This is a genomic window from Gimesia benthica (assembly GCF_009720525.1).
Classification (GTDB): Bacteria; Planctomycetota; Planctomycetia; order Planctomycetales; family Planctomycetaceae; genus Gimesia; species Gimesia benthica.
On record NZ_CP043930.1, the window covers coordinates 6478209 to 6494112 of the forward strand.

General features: G+C 47.7%; 13 protein-coding genes and 2 pseudogenes. 9 read left to right on the forward strand and 6 right to left on the reverse strand.

Annotation, left to right across the window (positions count from 1 at the left end):
• Positions 1–36: 36 nt before the first annotated feature.
• Together F1728_RS31890 and F1728_RS31895 are read left to right on the forward strand one after the other, a co-directional pair.
• Positions 37–678, forward strand: coding sequence for a reverse transcriptase domain-containing protein (locus tag F1728_RS31890; RefSeq protein WP_390642638.1), 642 nt, complete (start codon positions 37–39; stop codon positions 676–678).
• 81 nt (positions 679–759) lie between these two features.
• Positions 760–1467: a group II intron maturase-specific domain-containing protein gene (locus tag F1728_RS31895; RefSeq protein ID WP_228030346.1), complete on the forward strand. Its 708-nt coding sequence runs from the start codon at positions 760–762 to the stop codon at positions 1465–1467.
• A 100-nt stretch (positions 1468–1567) separates the two neighbouring features.
• On the opposite strand, the gene F1728_RS25240 is transcribed toward F1728_RS31895, so the two are convergent.
• From F1728_RS25240 to F1728_RS25260, 5 genes are all read right to left on the reverse strand, one after another.
• Positions 1568–1750: a hypothetical protein gene (locus tag F1728_RS25240; RefSeq protein WP_155366347.1), complete on the reverse strand. Its 183-nt coding sequence runs from the start codon at positions 1748–1750 to the stop codon at positions 1568–1570.
• A gap of 451 nt (positions 1751–2201) precedes the next feature.
• Complete coding sequence (locus tag F1728_RS25245; protein ID WP_155366348.1) at positions 2202–3173, reverse strand: hypothetical protein; 972 nt, start codon at positions 3171–3173, stop codon at positions 2202–2204.
• 323 nt (positions 3174–3496) lie between these two features.
• Positions 3497–4087, reverse strand: a complete 591-nt coding sequence (locus F1728_RS25250; RefSeq protein WP_155366349.1) for an IS4 family transposase — start codon at positions 4085–4087, stop codon at positions 3497–3499.
• Positions 4081–4428, reverse strand: coding sequence for an IS66 family insertion sequence element accessory protein TnpA (tnpA, locus tag F1728_RS25255; RefSeq protein WP_155366350.1), 348 nt, complete (start codon positions 4426–4428; stop codon positions 4081–4083). Before tnpA ends, F1728_RS25250 begins: the two co-directional genes overlap by 7 nt.
• A 620-nt stretch (positions 4429–5048) precedes the next feature.
• Positions 5049–6257 carry a hypothetical protein gene (locus tag F1728_RS25260; RefSeq protein ID WP_155366351.1) on the reverse strand — a complete coding sequence of 403 codons (1209 nt, stop codon included), beginning with the start codon at positions 6255–6257 and terminating at the stop codon, positions 5049–5051.
• Positions 6258–6678: 421 nt separating this feature from the next.
• Between F1728_RS25260 and F1728_RS25265 the strand changes: the two genes are divergently transcribed.
• On the forward strand, positions 6679–6894 hold the full coding sequence (locus F1728_RS25265) for a hypothetical protein (RefSeq protein WP_155366352.1): 216 nt from the start codon (positions 6679–6681) through the stop codon (positions 6892–6894).
• The gene (locus tag F1728_RS25270; protein WP_155366353.1) at positions 6895–7146 is read left to right on the forward strand and encodes a hypothetical protein; all 252 of its coding nucleotides are present in this window, start codon (positions 6895–6897) and stop codon (positions 7144–7146) included. It abuts the gene before it with no gap.
• Positions 7147–7506: 360 nt separating this feature from the next.
• Here F1728_RS25270 and F1728_RS25275 read toward each other — a convergent pair whose 3' ends face one another.
• A complete protein-coding gene (locus F1728_RS25275; protein ID WP_155366354.1) occupies positions 7507–8163 on the reverse strand; it encodes a hypothetical protein in 657 nt (218 codons plus the stop codon).
• A gap of 746 nt (positions 8164–8909) precedes the next feature.
• On the opposite strand from F1728_RS25275, the gene F1728_RS25280 reads away from it, so the two are divergent.
• From F1728_RS25280 to F1728_RS32855, 5 genes and pseudogenes are all read left to right on the forward strand, one after another.
• Positions 8910–9959, forward strand: coding sequence for a glycosyltransferase (locus F1728_RS25280; protein WP_155366355.1), 1050 nt, complete (start codon positions 8910–8912; stop codon positions 9957–9959).
• A 14-nt stretch (positions 9960–9973) separates the two neighbouring features.
• Complete coding sequence (locus F1728_RS25285) at positions 9974–11119, forward strand: class I SAM-dependent methyltransferase (RefSeq protein ID WP_194242519.1); 1146 nt, start codon at positions 9974–9976, stop codon at positions 11117–11119.
• A 53-nt stretch (positions 11120–11172) separates the two neighbouring features.
• Positions 11173–13944, forward strand: coding sequence for a class I SAM-dependent methyltransferase (locus F1728_RS25290; protein WP_155366357.1), 2772 nt, complete (start codon positions 11173–11175; stop codon positions 13942–13944).
• Between the two features lie 478 nt (positions 13945–14422).
• A pseudogene (locus F1728_RS32850) lies at positions 14423–15040 on the forward strand (tyrosine-type recombinase/integrase); the annotation flags it as partial.
• Between the two features lie 52 nt (positions 15041–15092).
• A pseudogene (locus F1728_RS32855) lies at positions 15093–15835 on the forward strand (IS91 family transposase); the annotation flags it as partial.
• Between the last annotated feature and the right edge of the window lie 69 nt (positions 15836–15904).

Consider the following 15904-nt stretch of genomic DNA (forward strand, 5'->3'; position numbering starts at 1 on the left):
GTTGATTCGGGAAATCTTGAACGTGCGTGGCGAAGTGTGAAGAAGAACCGAGGAGCTCCCGGTCCTGATGGCATGACGATCCGCGAGTTCGAGAGCTGGTGTCCTGAACACTGGCCCGCGATTCAACAGCAGCTTCTGGATGGCACTTACCGACCCGCTCCGGTGCGTCGGAAAACCATCCCGAAAGACAGTGGCGGCGAGAGATCGCTCGGTATTCCAAACGTGCTCGATCGTCTCATTCAACAAGCCATCGCTCAGGTTTTGACACCGATCTTCGATCCGGAGTTTTCGGAATCGAGTTTCGGTTTTCGCCCCGGCCGATCCGCTCATGGAGCCGCGAAGCGGGTTCAGCAGATCATCCGGCAACGTCACGAACATTGCATCGATGTGGATCTCTCAAAATTCTTTGACCGAGTCCAACATGACGTGTTAATGTCTCGTGTGAGCCGCAAGGTTCACGACGTGCGTGTGCTGCGACTGATCGGCTGCTTCCTGCGAGCGGGCGTAATGGTCGAGGGCGTGGTTCAACCGACGGACGAAGGCTCTCCGCAAGGCGGACCTCTGTCACCTTTGTTGAGTAACATCCTGCTGGATGATCTCGACAAGGAACTGGAACGCCGCAAGCTAAAGTTCGTGCGTTACGCGGATGACTTTGTCATCTTCGTTCGCAGCGAATGAAGTGCTCTGCGTGTGTTCTCGTCGGTGCAGCGATATCTGACGCAGGTTCTGAAACTCGTTGTGAACGAGGAAAAGAGCAGCGTGAGATTATCCCGAGACTGCGAATATCTCGGGTTTGCATTTACGAGTAAGCGTGTGACGATTTCTGTCGCACCTAAGAAGCTGAAATCCTTTAAACGACGCGTCAAAGAACTCAGCGGTTGTAGCCGTGGCGTTTCGATGCAGCGTCGCTTGACCGACCTCAACCGTTATGTGCGAGGCTGGATCGGTTACTTCGGACTGGCTCAACAGTTTGATTTATTCGACAAACTGGATGGGTGGGTTCGCCGCCGGATTCGGATGTGCTTCTGGAAACAGTGGCGTCGTCCACGCACGAAGGTGAAGAACCTTGTGCGTCTGGGGGGTGAGCCTCGACTTTGCGATCAAACACGCGATCAGTCGCAAAAGCTACTGGCGTCTCTCGCGGACACCAGCAATGCGATTTGCAATGCCCAACAGATGGCTGCACGAACAGTTAGGACTTCTTTCGCTCAAACAACTCTGGTGCGACCTTGCTCCGCTTCGAGGAATCGCCTGATGCGGACCCGCATGTCAGGTGGTGTGGGGAGGGTCGTCAGCGATGGCGGCCCTTACCCGATTTCTGCCGCGCCGATGCGCCGTACGCCAACTGAACAGACATTAATGTCAGTCCATGATTCTACAATGTGGTTTGAGCTGTATCCATTGAAGATGGCCACCGTTTCTTTAGCCATGCAATTGTTGAAGATACGAGTACAAAAAGTGATGTGAGGACCCACGCAATTCCGACGATTCGGAAATCGTCCGCAGCTGAAACGACATCCGGATCATCATACGCATCAGCCTCGAACGGAACAAAACAATACCAAGGTTAGAAAAACAATGTGAATGCGATAAGCAACACGACAGAAGTAACCGCGAGTTTTCGTGAGGCAGTTTCTAAGGTCAGAAAAGCGACGAAGCAGATGACTAGCATGCCACCGCCCATTAGCATCATGGCCATCATCCAAGCTGCTTCTGCGAGACCAGCGGCGGCGATCAAAGTGTATTGCATCGGTGGGCCTTGGCGACAGAACTATTGATAGACAGAATTTGATTCTGTCTAAATTTATCAGGATTTCTGTCTATTATCAATTGTCGCAATGTGAACTTACGTCCATTTTTAGGATTATTCAGGGAAGACCAACATGACAGCGGATGTTGATCCTCTTCTCTCTATCAGGATCATGTAACATGACCACTGCCGTTTACCAATCGCCCAAACTCCTTGACCAGATGCGAAATAAGTTGCGAGTGATGCACTATGCCTGGAAGATCGAGTAGGATTAACATCATTTACCCGGTCACTATATTTAATGATTGTCTCTTAACCGGGATCGTCCAGTTGCAGCTCTTCAATCACCAGCGGTTTCGATTCGGCATAGGGAGTCGGTTTCTCCATTTCATACAACACGGCGGCGCGAGTGTGCATGGCGAGTGTCCCATTTTTATCAAGGAATGGTAATTTATTTCACCGTATAAGGGATGACCTTGCCGTCGGCGTCCCGTTTACGGGAATCCCAGACACGTGCTCCCTGGGGAAACTTTACCTGGAACTCTTCTGCTGGAATGCTTGCTTTGGCATGTAGGACATCGAAAAAATATTTGTAGCTGTTTCGCAGTAAATCTTCATTTCCGTAAAAAGATTTCAGATCGCAAGTCGTGGGGACCTGCCCCCAGTCTTTATCAATTTTGTATTGAATTTGACTCGAGACCAATAACTTATCTGCATTATGATACTCATATTTCAGCACCGTACATTCGTGTGATTTGGGAGCGACCCAGAGACAAGCTGTACCCTCTGAATCTGTTCGTTCCAAAACGGTACAGTCGAGATCCAAAATGGGTTCCGTTTTGCTTCGGACTGTAAAACCCTCCAGGGTTTCTCCAAGGTCGTGATCTCCTGCCAGGAGTGCCCAGCGGAGCGGAAGTTCTGACAGGGCAGAAAACACATCACTTGTCTCAGTTTTTTGGAATATATCGATCGAGGGTGTCCCTTGTGACTGCATCAGTCTGGTCACTGTCAGCCCATTGCTGAAGCAGGAATTATCAAATGAGACGGTCTCTTTCATGCGGTCAGAAGGAACACGTCCCCATTGGCGGTAACGAATCCTGGGGGAATCAAGCAGTATTGAATACCTGGCATGATAGATCACCAGTTCTTTTTTGAGACGCTTCATATCTGCTTTAGTCAGAGGAGAATAGGTGCTGGGGGGATTGACGGGTTCTTCTTCTTCAGAAAATAGAAGCAGCTTACTGGTCGCTATTTCTAGAGACAGCTCGACCCGTATTGCCTGCAGACGATCGCGGCGCTGTTGCCAGGTCTTGTTGATCTCTTTAATTGTAAGAGGCTGTGTATCTGCAGCTTCAGCAGTGGAACTAGCAGCTATACTGAAAACGATTTGGGTCAGAATAAGGAGTGGAAGACAGCGATTCATGCCGGGGCCTTTCTGTTCGAGTGACAAAGTCCATTTCGTCGATCGAGCCCAATATAGAACATTTTCAGCTGAAAGACCAGAGCGGATTAAACGCCTATGGTAGAGCCAGCCACTCGTGTCAGAAAACGTTGATTAAAACGTGCATGCTGAAGACCTACCAGAAGGAAATTGTCTTATCGAGCTTGAGTCCACACAAAAACGTGCGAATACCGCGTACACGTAGGGTGCAAGCGAAAACGGTCGAATTTTAACACGTACCGTAAATGACGAGTTTCGCGGACAGAATTGAGTGGAACACCTGCCGTAACCGTCTCACGAAACTTTCAATTACCCACAACTCCCCTTCTTAGTTCGAATCCTATTTGGATATCAGTAAGTCGTGATAAGCCGCGCCAGAGCACCATATTACCCGCGGGTGGGTCTTTCCCGCGCGCCAGATAACCTCCCAGCTTGGCAACTTCTGTGATGTAATCACTAACCGTTGCTGGGAATGATGGCTTTGTGCTTTTTGCAAGGTGATTCAGTATTTGAATTTCGGATTTGGTAAAGGCAACCTCGACCGACAGATTAGGTTCAGTCCGATTGACCATCGTTAACCAGAACACTCTCCAGGCGATAATACAGAACACGGCTAACTGGTTGGTCAATCGCTCGGCTGTACGAAGTTTGGATTCTTCAGCTTTACATCCTGACTTCAACACTTTATGAAACGTCTCAATTTTCCACCGCTGCGCATACCAATCCAGTTTCTCGATGGCCGACAAAAGGTCGTCTACAGGCAGGTTGGTCAACAGTTTCCACTCGATCGGGCTTCTGTCGGAGGGAGTTCCGCGTTCATAAGCATGGATGACCGCATAATTACGCATATCTGTGGGGACCGTGCAGAAATAAATGCGGGTCGGCAGATTCAGCATGCGCGCTGCTCCAGCGCGGCGAGCACGGTTTCGAGCGTGGTCCGATCACAGCCGCTTCCGACGCGAACAGTCGTGCCGTGCGAGAACACGATTTCAATCGGCGTAGCAGGGAGTTGAATTTCAACGGGCAGGAAGGAAGCTGCAGCGGTGTTCTCGGCATCCCGTTTTTTCAATTCGCGTCGCCAGTAATGGTAAGCTGGTTCGCTCAGTCCCTCACGCTGGCAGAAGGCACGGATCGAAAGCTCTGATTGCAGCCGGTCTGAAATCGTTGTTCGCCAGAACACTTCACGGTCCGGGTTCCGCCGCTGGTCGGCACGTTGTGTTGGCTGGGATGCGGGCATCGAATTCGCTCCTGAATATGTTGGGGTTGAAGCACATTCAGAATACTGCACACGTCAAGGTGTATTTTGTGGGCCGGTTACCACCTGCCTGGGGTCAGTTTCAAAACGGATTGCAATGCTGCGTAAGCGAAAACAATGATATTAAGGCACGTACTGGAGTACGTTTGAGATTGTGGAGCTGTAGACGTCTGAGATGAGTAAATCAAACGAGACCCAAGTGCCGAATATCCATGCAAATACGGGTCGGCTGAGTTTTTTTTACCCTACGGGGGCTAGATCAGGTGGACCAACGCTGACTGCTGCCGCTGAAGATCAGGTCGTTGTATATCGAACGGGGGCACCCTGGGAGAATGGATATACGGAAAGCTTCAGCAGTCGTTCCAGCTATGAATTTCTGACAGAGGGAATTTGAAAGCTGAAAGCAGCCCGAAGGCAGACAGGGGCCTGGAAAGAGGACTACTATAACGAACAACGCTCCTACGGTTCGTTGTGACCGTTACTCCGGCAAAGTTTGTATCGTTTTCGTCCGGCTCCTCAACTTCATCCAGGATTTCCCCGATGTACTATCAGTCATTGATAAAATCTCTGGCCATATTTGAGACTCGTTACAGCAAGGATTTCTACTTCTTACTTTTTTCCTTCAAGCCATCACTTTTCTGTTTGTGTTGCGACTTCTTCTTTTCTGCTTTGACTGTAAATTGAGATCGTTTGATATCTAATAGCACAAGGGGGCTCTCAGGAGAAAGTTTTAGAAACATCATGGCGGTTAACTTATACTTATCGGGATCCATAGAGCGGCTGATAATAAGAGCCTCTTCTGCCATAGCCGGTTGCCCTTTATGGATCCTCAACTCAGATCGACTAAATTGAGTCCAGAGATGCCCAGATATCGAGTTTTCACACGAGAGAGCAAGAAAGGTGGGAATCGACATATCTGCCTTCGAACTTGGAAACTCGGGCCAATTGTACTTTGTATTACAGGAGATTTCTTGAATTTCTGACGCCTTAGTGGAAGTACCTGCAACGGGCGTCAGTTTGTTTATCGAGGCTTCTATTGGACCATTGGCGGTCATCAGAGCGTCCGTCATACCATCCTTGGGTAAGGAGAGATCATCTTTTCCAATCTGATATGCGACGCGCGCCAGCAATTGAAAGGTATATAGATCCTTTTCGCTGTTCTCAAGACGCTTTTGATCGAGTTGGGCTTTCTCTTTTTCTGGCTTGATCGAAAATTGTGTTCGCTTGATGTTTAATAGAAAGGGGGGCCTTTCAGGAGAAAGTTGAGTAAACAGCATTGTGGTGAACATATACTCTCCAGAGGGGGCTGTAAAATTGGAATCACCCATAGATATTTCTGCCTTCGCCGGTTGTTCTTTTGTGATTCTCAAAACAGGTCGAGCAAATTGAGTCCAGAGATACCCTGTTTTTGAATTTTCACAAGAGATAACGAGGATGACGGGGATAAACATGTTCGCTTTCGCGATTGGAAATTCAGGAAAATCGAATTTTACTTTACAAGACACGTCCAGAGTTTCTGACACCTTAGCTTTGGTACCCATGGCTGGTGTTAGTTTGAGTGAGTGCTTTAATTGACCATTGGCGGTCATCAAAGAGTCCGAGATACCATCCTTGGGTAAGGAGAGATCCTCTTTTCCGATCTGGTATGCGACTCGCGCCAGCAATTGATATGAATGCAGATCACTTTGACTAATTTCAGTTTGCTTCTGTTTCGGGTTTTCTTCAGCAACGGCTCGCGAAGCCAGAACGGTCAAAAACAAAACAGCTACAAATCGGCAGAACCAAAACGATAGAAGATTCTGTTGGATCACTGTATCATTCCTTTGAAGTGAAATTAATACTGAAGGTAACTTATCTACTTTCTGAGGGGGAATTGTCAATCGAGAAAATAAAAAGTGATAAATAGTCTTAATTTCTAAGGGGACGACGAACTAGGAGGTGGCCACGAACTCGATGATGACGACGAACTAGGTGGTCGCGATGCACTAGATGATGACGACGAACTGGATGATGACGATGGTGGAGACGAACTAGAAGAAGATGACGAACTGGACGGTGGAGACGAACTGGATGGTGGAGACGAACTGGACGGTGGAGACGAACTAGATGGTGGAGACGAACTGGACGGTGGAGACGAACTGGATGGTGGAGACGAACTGGACGGTGGAGACGAACTAGATGGTGGAGACGAACTGGACGGTGGAGACGAACTGGATGGTGGAGACGAACTAGATGGTGGAGACGAACTGGACGGTGGAGACGAACTGGACGGTGGAGACGAACTGGACGGTGGAGACGAACTGGACGGTGGAGACGAACTGGACGGTGGAGACGAACTGGACGGTGGAGACGAACTGGACGGTGGAGACGAACTGGACGGTGGAGACGAACTGGACGGTGGAGACGAACTGGACGGTGGAGACGAACTGGACGGTGGAGACGAACTAGATGGTGGAGACGAACTGGACGGTGGAGACGAACTGGACGGTGGAGACGAACTGGACGGTGGAGACGAACTGGACGGTGGAGACGAACTGGACGGTGGAGACGAACTGGACGGTGGAGACGAACTGGACGGTGGAGACGAACTGGATGGTGGAGACGAACTGGATGGTGGAGACGAACTGGATGGTGGAGACGAACTGGATGGTGGAGACGAACTGGATGGTGGAGACGAACTGGACGGTGGAGACGAACTAGATGGTGGAGACGAACTGGACGGTGGAGACGAACTAGATGGTGGAGACGAACTAGAAGAAGATGACGAACTAGACGGTGGAGACGAACTAGATGGTGGAGACGAACTGGACGGTGGAGACGAACTGGACGGTGGAGACGACGAACTAGAGGATGACGACGACGAACTAGACGAACTAGAAGAGTTCGATGGCTGAGATGATGAGGAGGAGGAACTTGAAGTTTTCTTTATGCTAAACTGCCAGCTTGTTTGAACTAGAAGGTGCTTCTTAAAGCAGGCAGGGTTGGTTGAGCCACCATCATTGCGCTGTACATGTATGGTCGCGACTGCATTGTATTCCCCTTCCTTACTGACTGGACCTGCTAACAGGAGAAAGGGAGTGTCAGTAGTACCCCCGTAGTTTGTATCGTATTTATGAATGTTGCAGACTCAGGCCCAGTCACTTTCAATTCAAAGGTGAATACATACGTTTTGGTACTTGAATTTGACCCAGCAACTTTATACCGACCATCAATCTTTACGGTCACGGGGGGAGGATTTTCCGTACCATCGGCAGGGACCGGACCAACACAACCTGTTGCCGGTGCACCTTGACCGCTACAGAAGAAGGCGCTTGGCTGTGTATCATTTGGTGTTCCAATTTTGAACTGCCAAATTTTTAGATCCAATGTAGTTTCCGGACCAAATGTACCATCGGCCCGTTTCTTTTGTGAGACCATCGTCGCCGTCGCCTGATAATAACCATCATCACTGATGGGCTGACTAGGCTTCGATGTTGTATATGTCTTTGGTACGAATACTTCCTCATAGGTATTGATTGTAATCCGCGAAACTGTTGTGCAGTTCGTATTACTATAGACGCTAAGTCTTATGCTTACTTTATAGGTATCTTGCACGCCGTTTTGTGCAGCCGGGACAGTGACACTTCCTTGGGCATTGACATCCACACTAGTTCCTGAAGGGAATGATGATCCATTGTCCGGTTTAAAGGTGGTGATTGAACCCGTGATTTCAGCCATCTGTCGATTTCCTCATAGGGACTGGTAAATCAGCCTCTCGGCCTATTGAAGTTTCGTTTGCTTTACATAAATTGAGGTAAAAGAAATATGGAAACTTATATACCACATTCTGGTTCGAGCATGAAGGATATTTTGTGTTTTTGTTCAAGATATTACTGTTTTTATGTATTCAAGTGTTTTTTTAATTATACATTAGTGGTTTAATATCTCTGATGAAATTGAATGAAGATTCCACTTACTAAACTCAAGTCTAATAACTAAACATATCTAATTTTCAAAAGTTTAACGATCATTTTTTCGTCGCCTATAAAACTCTTTGACAGTCTGGTTTTCAACTCGGTGAGCAATATCAATATTCGATTGACTGTCATCATTTTTTTATATCATGAAAGCGCTTTCAAAATGAATTTCATTTAAGCATGTCCCTATTATATCGCGTTCATCTGTTCAATTTTTTAAGAGTAACCGATTTATATGTCTTATCTTTGTCTATATCTACTCCAACCTTTCAGTCCGGTGAACCATAAGTATTCAATTGTATTATGTTATCGTGGTATTGAGCTTGCAGATAGCTTTCTGCACATTGATTCTGTTGTTGGTTTTTGTTGGTTCGTGAGTAGCCCCTAAACACTCTGGAATCTTTGGTTGAGCCCAAATACCTTTTCACTTTCCAATACTATTGTATAGTCAACGCTAATAATGATAAGTGCGTCTTGACGTACCCTGCAAATATTTGGGAGAGCAACATGATTGAAAGTTTGTGTGTGATTGGCCATCCAAGTCGGTTGGGTGGGGCAGATACAGAGCTGGATCATCAAATCCGTTGTTGGCTGGCAATGGGGATTAAGGTGCATATGTGCCCTACTTCTCCGTTGGATAGTAATCAGAAATCGATGGGGTTTGAGCAGTTGGGCTGTGTGTATCACGAACATTGTGATTGGGCGTCTCTCGAGGGGATGCACTGCATTTCATTTTGCAACGAAGAATTCCTGAAATCTCTACCAGAGATAATAAAATATTCGCGTACCACATCATTTGTTAACTGCATGTCGTGGAATTTTGAACTGGAGATTGAACATCAAAAGCAAGGGTTGATTGATTTTCATTTGTATCAAACAGAGCATTCGTACGAACAGGTTAGCAAAAAATTAAAAGAGCATGATATCTATCGGCCTTTGTTTTTCAAACCATATTTTCATGCTGATGAGTTCCCCTATATCGATAATCGGCCGATGGACAAATTCCGATTTGGCCGCATTTCGCGAAATGATAGCGAAAAATTTGGTAGAGAGCAGTTATGGATTTACGAAACAATGACGGCCCCTGTTACAAAAGAAGGCCTCATTCTAGGGTGGGGGGCTAATACAGAGCGTAAGTTTGGCACAAGACCAGCGGAGTATATTCAGGCACTTCCCGAGGGGGCATTAACGCAGCGGGCATTTTATACTCAATGTGAAGCAATTATTATGACAACAGACACTTTCGAAAATCTTCCCCGCATTGGTTTTGAAGCAATGGCCTCAGGGTCGATTTTGATTGTTGACAATCGAGGAGGCTGGAAACTTGAGGTCGAAGATGGTGTGACAGGTTGGCTCTGTAATGACGGGCGTGAATTCGTCTACAAGGCCTCTCGCTGTGCCTTCGAATTTGAAGAGCGCAACCAAATGCGACTCGCCGCACTAAATAAACTTCAAAACGAATGGGGGCTGCAGCCTGCCATGGACTCTTGGTCTCAAGTCTTTGAACAATGGGAAACATTGACAAAGAAGAATTCATTAACGGCATTTCCTGCTTAGTATTGAGGAGAAAGATGAGTAATTGGACTCAAGAGATCATTTTGACTCGCTATCGCCAAGAGGCACAACGCGGACGTCCCTACACATGGTTTAACTATCAGCCAATCAACTTGCCGGGTTATGGGGAAACTCTGTCAAACTGTGGTAGGAATTGTTTTGATCGAAGCGAGGCGATTGCTGCGCATTTACAAGCGGAGTTCGGTGATAAGCGTTTGAAGATCATCGATTGGGGGTGCAATCTTGGTTTCTTTTGCTTTGAGCTAGCAAAGCTGGGTCACCAAGTGACAGGGATTGACAGCAACCGAGAGAATGTCGAATTATGCCGTTATTTGGCGAGGACAAATGACTTTCCAGAAACGCCTCAGTTCTTTCATGATAAGTTGTCAGTAGAGACACTCTCCAATTATCACGACTATGATCTTGTTCTTTGCTTTTCCGTTCTTCACCACTTAGGTAAACAAAAGGTTGAGACGTTGAAGAAGATGGCAGAAACATATCCTCATGCCTATGTTGAAATGGATGGGGCTGGGTACGGTTTTAATCTTTTATTTGCATTTTACTGGCAGCTCGAAGAGGTCTTGGAAACAAATGATCGTTATGGCAGCGGTCATCGAACCCGAAAAACATGGTATGGCTCGAATCGTTGCAATGGGAATGTGTATCGGAACATAAAAGAAAATAATTTGGTCAACTCGCGTGGTGTGTTTAGAGTGAAGCGTGACGGGACAACGTCAGTAGTGAAGCGAGAATTAAATACTGGCGGCACTCACACTTGGATCCAAACCGACCTGTCGCACGAAAGAGAAATGTATAGAAAGCTCAAAGGGGTTCGGTTTTTCCCCCAGTTATTGGATAGTGGTACAGAGAAGGGTTTTCAGTGGATTGAGCTGGAATACGTCAAAGAAGATGGCTGTTTTTCAGCCGACGAACTCTCCCTTTTCTATGCTTATCTTGCAGAGAGCAATCTTTTTATGCTGGATCTTACTACAGATTCCTTCCTTTTCTCTGATGGAAAGTTAAAAGTCATTGACTTGGAATCCTTATTCCCAGTCGAACATACATTGGAAGATCTCATTCAGGTGCAAACTCGACGCTCGTCACTTTCGCTGGACTCATATGAGAAACAATTACAATACTTGTTGAAACGATTGGGTGGATGACCAAATATTGATGGTCCAAGAATAGCGTGTTTTTTAATTCGCAGAGGATTTAAATGATTCTTAATTGGGATAAAATCTATGAGTCGCGAGGTATGTATAGTGGGCACGGATCTAGAGGGGCATGTGCAAAAAAAAAGGTTACTGCTATTGAGCATGCAATCGCAATCAATCAACCAAAATCTATTTTGGATGTGGGTTGTGGAGATCAATTTGTTATCAAACATGTGGATCTCACAGGTGTTGACTATGTTGGTATCGACTCCTCGCAATTTGCAATCGACCAACTAAAAGCACAATCAGGCCAGCTTAATGTCTTTTGTGAAGACTTCTTTGAGTTCGACTTCAATCGCACGTTCGATCTGGTTGTTTGTCTTGATGTTCTAATACATCTTGATGACCCGATTGATTATCGCCGATTTACTGAACGTCTCAAACGATTCGCGGTGAAATCGATTCTCGTATCGGGGTATACCCAAGCAACTCCAGAGATAACCAAGAGTAAAGTTATCCATTTTCACGAGTCACTCATGCAGACCTTTGCAGGTTACGAATGTGAAAAATTAGCTGAGTATAGGGATACCACGCTTCTGCTGGTTAACCTGCAAAAACACCGCGATCGCAAACATACGATATGGACATATTGGGAGACGATGAAAAATCATACTCGCCCAAAATATCTCGATCTTTGTGAAGAAACTTGGCATCATCAATGTGGTGATGATTTTGAAATTGTTCGCGTTTCTCCAGAAAATATTCAACAATATGTCCCCGACATCATTCCTGAGTGGCATGGTATACAATGTCTTGCACATAAAGCCGATTATTTAAGAGCAGTTCTAGTTCACCGTTATGGAGGACTGTGGTTAGATAGTGACATGATTGCGTTGAGCAATCTTTCTCCGGTAATGGACCGTCTTCATGAGTCCGGCTCAGATTTTATCGGATGTGGACGTCCCGGAAATCGACCCTCAAATGGGTTCTTTGGTGGCAAAGCAGGATCGATCCTGCTTGGGAAATATATTGAATCCATGGATGCGTTAATTCAATCTCGTAATAACAATTTACGATTTAAATGGACCGAGTTAGGGTATAACTTGCTCTGGCCTTTGACAAAAAACTATTCTTATTTTCAATATGATTTTCGGATTTGTATTCCAATTCATCCAAGCAGATTTCGAGCGTATTTCGATCATCGCAGTCTTGACGAACTGAGTGCTGCAGATTGCGACATTCGCCAAGATACATTGGTTGCGTACCTTTATAATGCTATGTTTCCTGTATGGTTTAAGCAGCTGCCGATAGATTCTGTGCTAAGGAGTTCTATGGTCATCAGCCAAATCATTCGGAGAGGACTGTCGATTGCTAATTGGCAGGAATATAACAACAATGAACATCTTTTTGATCAAATGAAAGCGTTGGGGCACCGTAACAACATTCCTAGCATGCTGCGCCGCGCGGGGTTGAACCATCACGTTTGCGAAATCGGAGTTCGCGCGGGACAGAATCTGGATCAAATCGTTCAAGGGAGTAAACCGAGCGAGTTCGTTGGAATCGATTCTTGGGATTCTGGCGAAATCTCCAGCCAAAATGATGTCGGATTCTCTCAAGTGAAACAAGATCAGTTAGAATCTCAAGTGCGCAATAAATTTGCAAAGTATGGTGAACGCGGGAGGATTATTCGAGGTTACTCTTTTGAGGTGTGCAGTCAGTTTCCGGATGGCTACTTCGATTACATTTATATTGATGCAGACCATAGCTACGAAGCAGTTAAACGAGATCTTGAAGACTGGTATCCTAAAGTGCGAACTGGTGGAATTCTCGCCGGTCACGATTATATCGCTAAGGACTCGAAGCACGTAAAGTACGGTGTGATTGAAGCAGTTGACGAATTCGTCCGGAATCATAATGTTCGTTTTTTTGCAACAACTCCTGAGAATTATTCGAGTTGGTTGATGCTTAAGCAAGGCATGCCTCGTACGCCCAGTTTTTGCTATTGGTCAATTGGATTTGGAAGCGTAGATCATCATGCTATGCTTTGTAGCCTTGTCCAGTCTGCTCGGTCCGTTGGTGTAGAAGAAGACTTTCATATTTGGACCGATCATGGCATCACAATTCCGGGAAGTGAGATACATGAAATTGATCGGCCTTGCAATCCTTCGCTAAGAAATATGTTCAAGGTAGAGGTTCTGAAAAACCTGAATAAATACGAGTATGATTACTATGTATTTTTAGACCCGGATAACTACTTCACGCGGAAGCCGTCAGATGAATCTATTCACACGCTATTGCAACTAGCTGACCCACTCCACTTATCAGTGGAATCTAAAATCAATGATGAAGCATTCTCAAACGCACAAACCCAGAGCTGGCAGTGGCGGGGTATCACACTTCAAGACATTGTTGACATCTGGGCTGAACGGGGCATGGAAGAAAAAAGCGTTTACAATTTGAATGGCGGGTTCTTTGTCATCAAGCGAGATGAATGGAAAAAAGTATATGATGCTTGTTGGGAAGGATTTCATGCTGTTAAGAATAAGAAAGGAATCGAACAAATTGCTGATGAACTAGCATTTGCTTATGCAATGACTAAGTTAACGAACCCCGATGGACATCAAATCAAAGACAAGCATGTGAATGATGTCTGGGCTGTAGATCGTGGGAATTACCGAAATAAGTTGCCAGACGGAAAGCCATTTCCTTTCTGGACGAACTGGAATGGCCAAAAATTTATGGTTGACCCAGCAATCGTGCGTGCAATGAAGAGTAAGCCACAACTTATCGAATACGGCAAGGCAAATTCCATTGAAACGTCATGTAGATCGTGAGGCAGAATGGTCGCTGAATAAAAACGAAGGTTTGTGACTAGTGGCATACTTGGGGGCACGTCACATCTAACCGGATTCACCACGCGATTTTGTACGGCTCGAGGATTAAATGGACGATCGCCGCATCGTCTGTCAGCAGGTTGAGGTCTTCGAGGCAACCGGCGAAGACCTCAACAATATCGAACAGCGAGGTTTTATATTCATCTCCAATCTACCTCGAAGACACTGACTTCGACCTACAAAAGTGCTCCGAATCTGTACACACCGTCGCAAGTTTTGGAATGACACCGCTCGCTCCGCTGGCGGTTTACGACCCCGGACTGCAAAGCACGCGTAGGTACCCCGGTCCGTCTGTACGGTCTGTTCCGAATATTCCGATTTGCGCTTCCGCCATTTGTGAGGCATATTTCAGTACCTTCCCGGTCTCTGAAATCTCTGTTTCACGAAAGGTCCAGTGATGACTCCACTGCGGCAGCGCATGATCGAAGACATGGAGCTACGGAACCTGTCCCCGAAAACAATCAAGCTTTACATCGACAACGTCTCCCGCTTTGCCCGGCACTTCGGCAAAAGCCCGGAAGTCCTGGGACCGGAGGCCATCCGGACTTACCTGCTGTATCTGGTCCAGGACCGGCAAGTCGCCTGGGGAACCTATAAGCAGGTGCTGGCCGCGCTACGGTTCCTGTATCGGAACACGCTCCAACGCGGCGAGATCGTGCACGACATTCGCTGCCCCCGGCCCGAGCGGCATTTACCCGAGGTGCTGAGTTTTGACGAGGTGCGCCGTTTCTTTCAGGCAGTGCACTCGTTCAAGCACCGCACCATCCTGATGACGGCCTACGCGGCAGGGCTGCGGATTTCCGAAGCCGTCCGTCTACGGGTCTGTGACATCGACAGCCAGCGAATGGTGATCCATGTCGTACAGAGTAAGAGAAACAAAGATCGCTATACGCTGCTCTCACCACTGTTGCTGCAAATGCTGCGGCACTACTGGTGGGCCGCCCGTCCGGACGACTGGCTGTTTCTCGGTCCTTCACGGGTCAAGCCGATCGCCGTAGGAACGGTGCAACAGGTCTGCCGGGACGCACGCAACGAAGCCGGCCTGGACAAAGCCGTCACGCCGCACATGCTCCGCCATAGTTTCGCTCCTGCATTGCGTGGTCCCTTCCGGCGGACTGGCGACCGCACACGCTGGGTCGCGGGAGGGGCCGATTTCTTCCTGCCCGTGCGCGTACTCAGCCGGTTGTTTCGTGGCAAGTTTCTGGACCTGCTCAGACAGGCGTATGTCGCAGGGAAACTGAAATTCCCCGGGCAGCTGGCTTCCACCGTCAATTCTGCGGACTTCAAGCGTCTTCTCAACCGGTCCGTGCAGACCGAATGAGTCGTGTATGCCCGGCCGCCGTTCGGCGGCCCCGAGTCGGTACTGAAATACCTGGCACGTTACACGCACCGCGTGGCGATCTCGAACAGCCGGCTGTTGAACGTCGCAGACGGCCAGGTCACGTTTCGCTATAAAGACTATGCCCAAGGCAGTCGGAAGCGGACCATGACGCTCGCCGCCACAGAGTTTCTCCGCCGGTTCCTGCAGCACGTGCTTCCGGACGGACTGATGCGGATTCGGCATTACGGTTTTCTGGCCAACCGGTTTCGGGCAGAGAAGACCGCGCTGTGCCGCGAACTGCTGGAAGGAGCGGCGCCTCTGAACGAAAATCATTCCCTTGAAGAGTCTTCTGTTCCCGGGGAGTCGCCTGCAATCTGTCCCGCCTGTGGCCAGGCTGCGCTCCAGAGGTCGCAGGAACTGCCCTCCCGCTGGGAGCGACTTTCTGCTCCCGTTGCGGTCCGTGCCTCGCTGCCGGCTTCCGAGCTCTGGGAGGTCTGTGACACATCATGAACTCTCAGGAAGAGAATCTGTTCGTTGTTTCGACCTCTTTTCGCGGAGTGTTTCGGTCGGGGTCTGCGC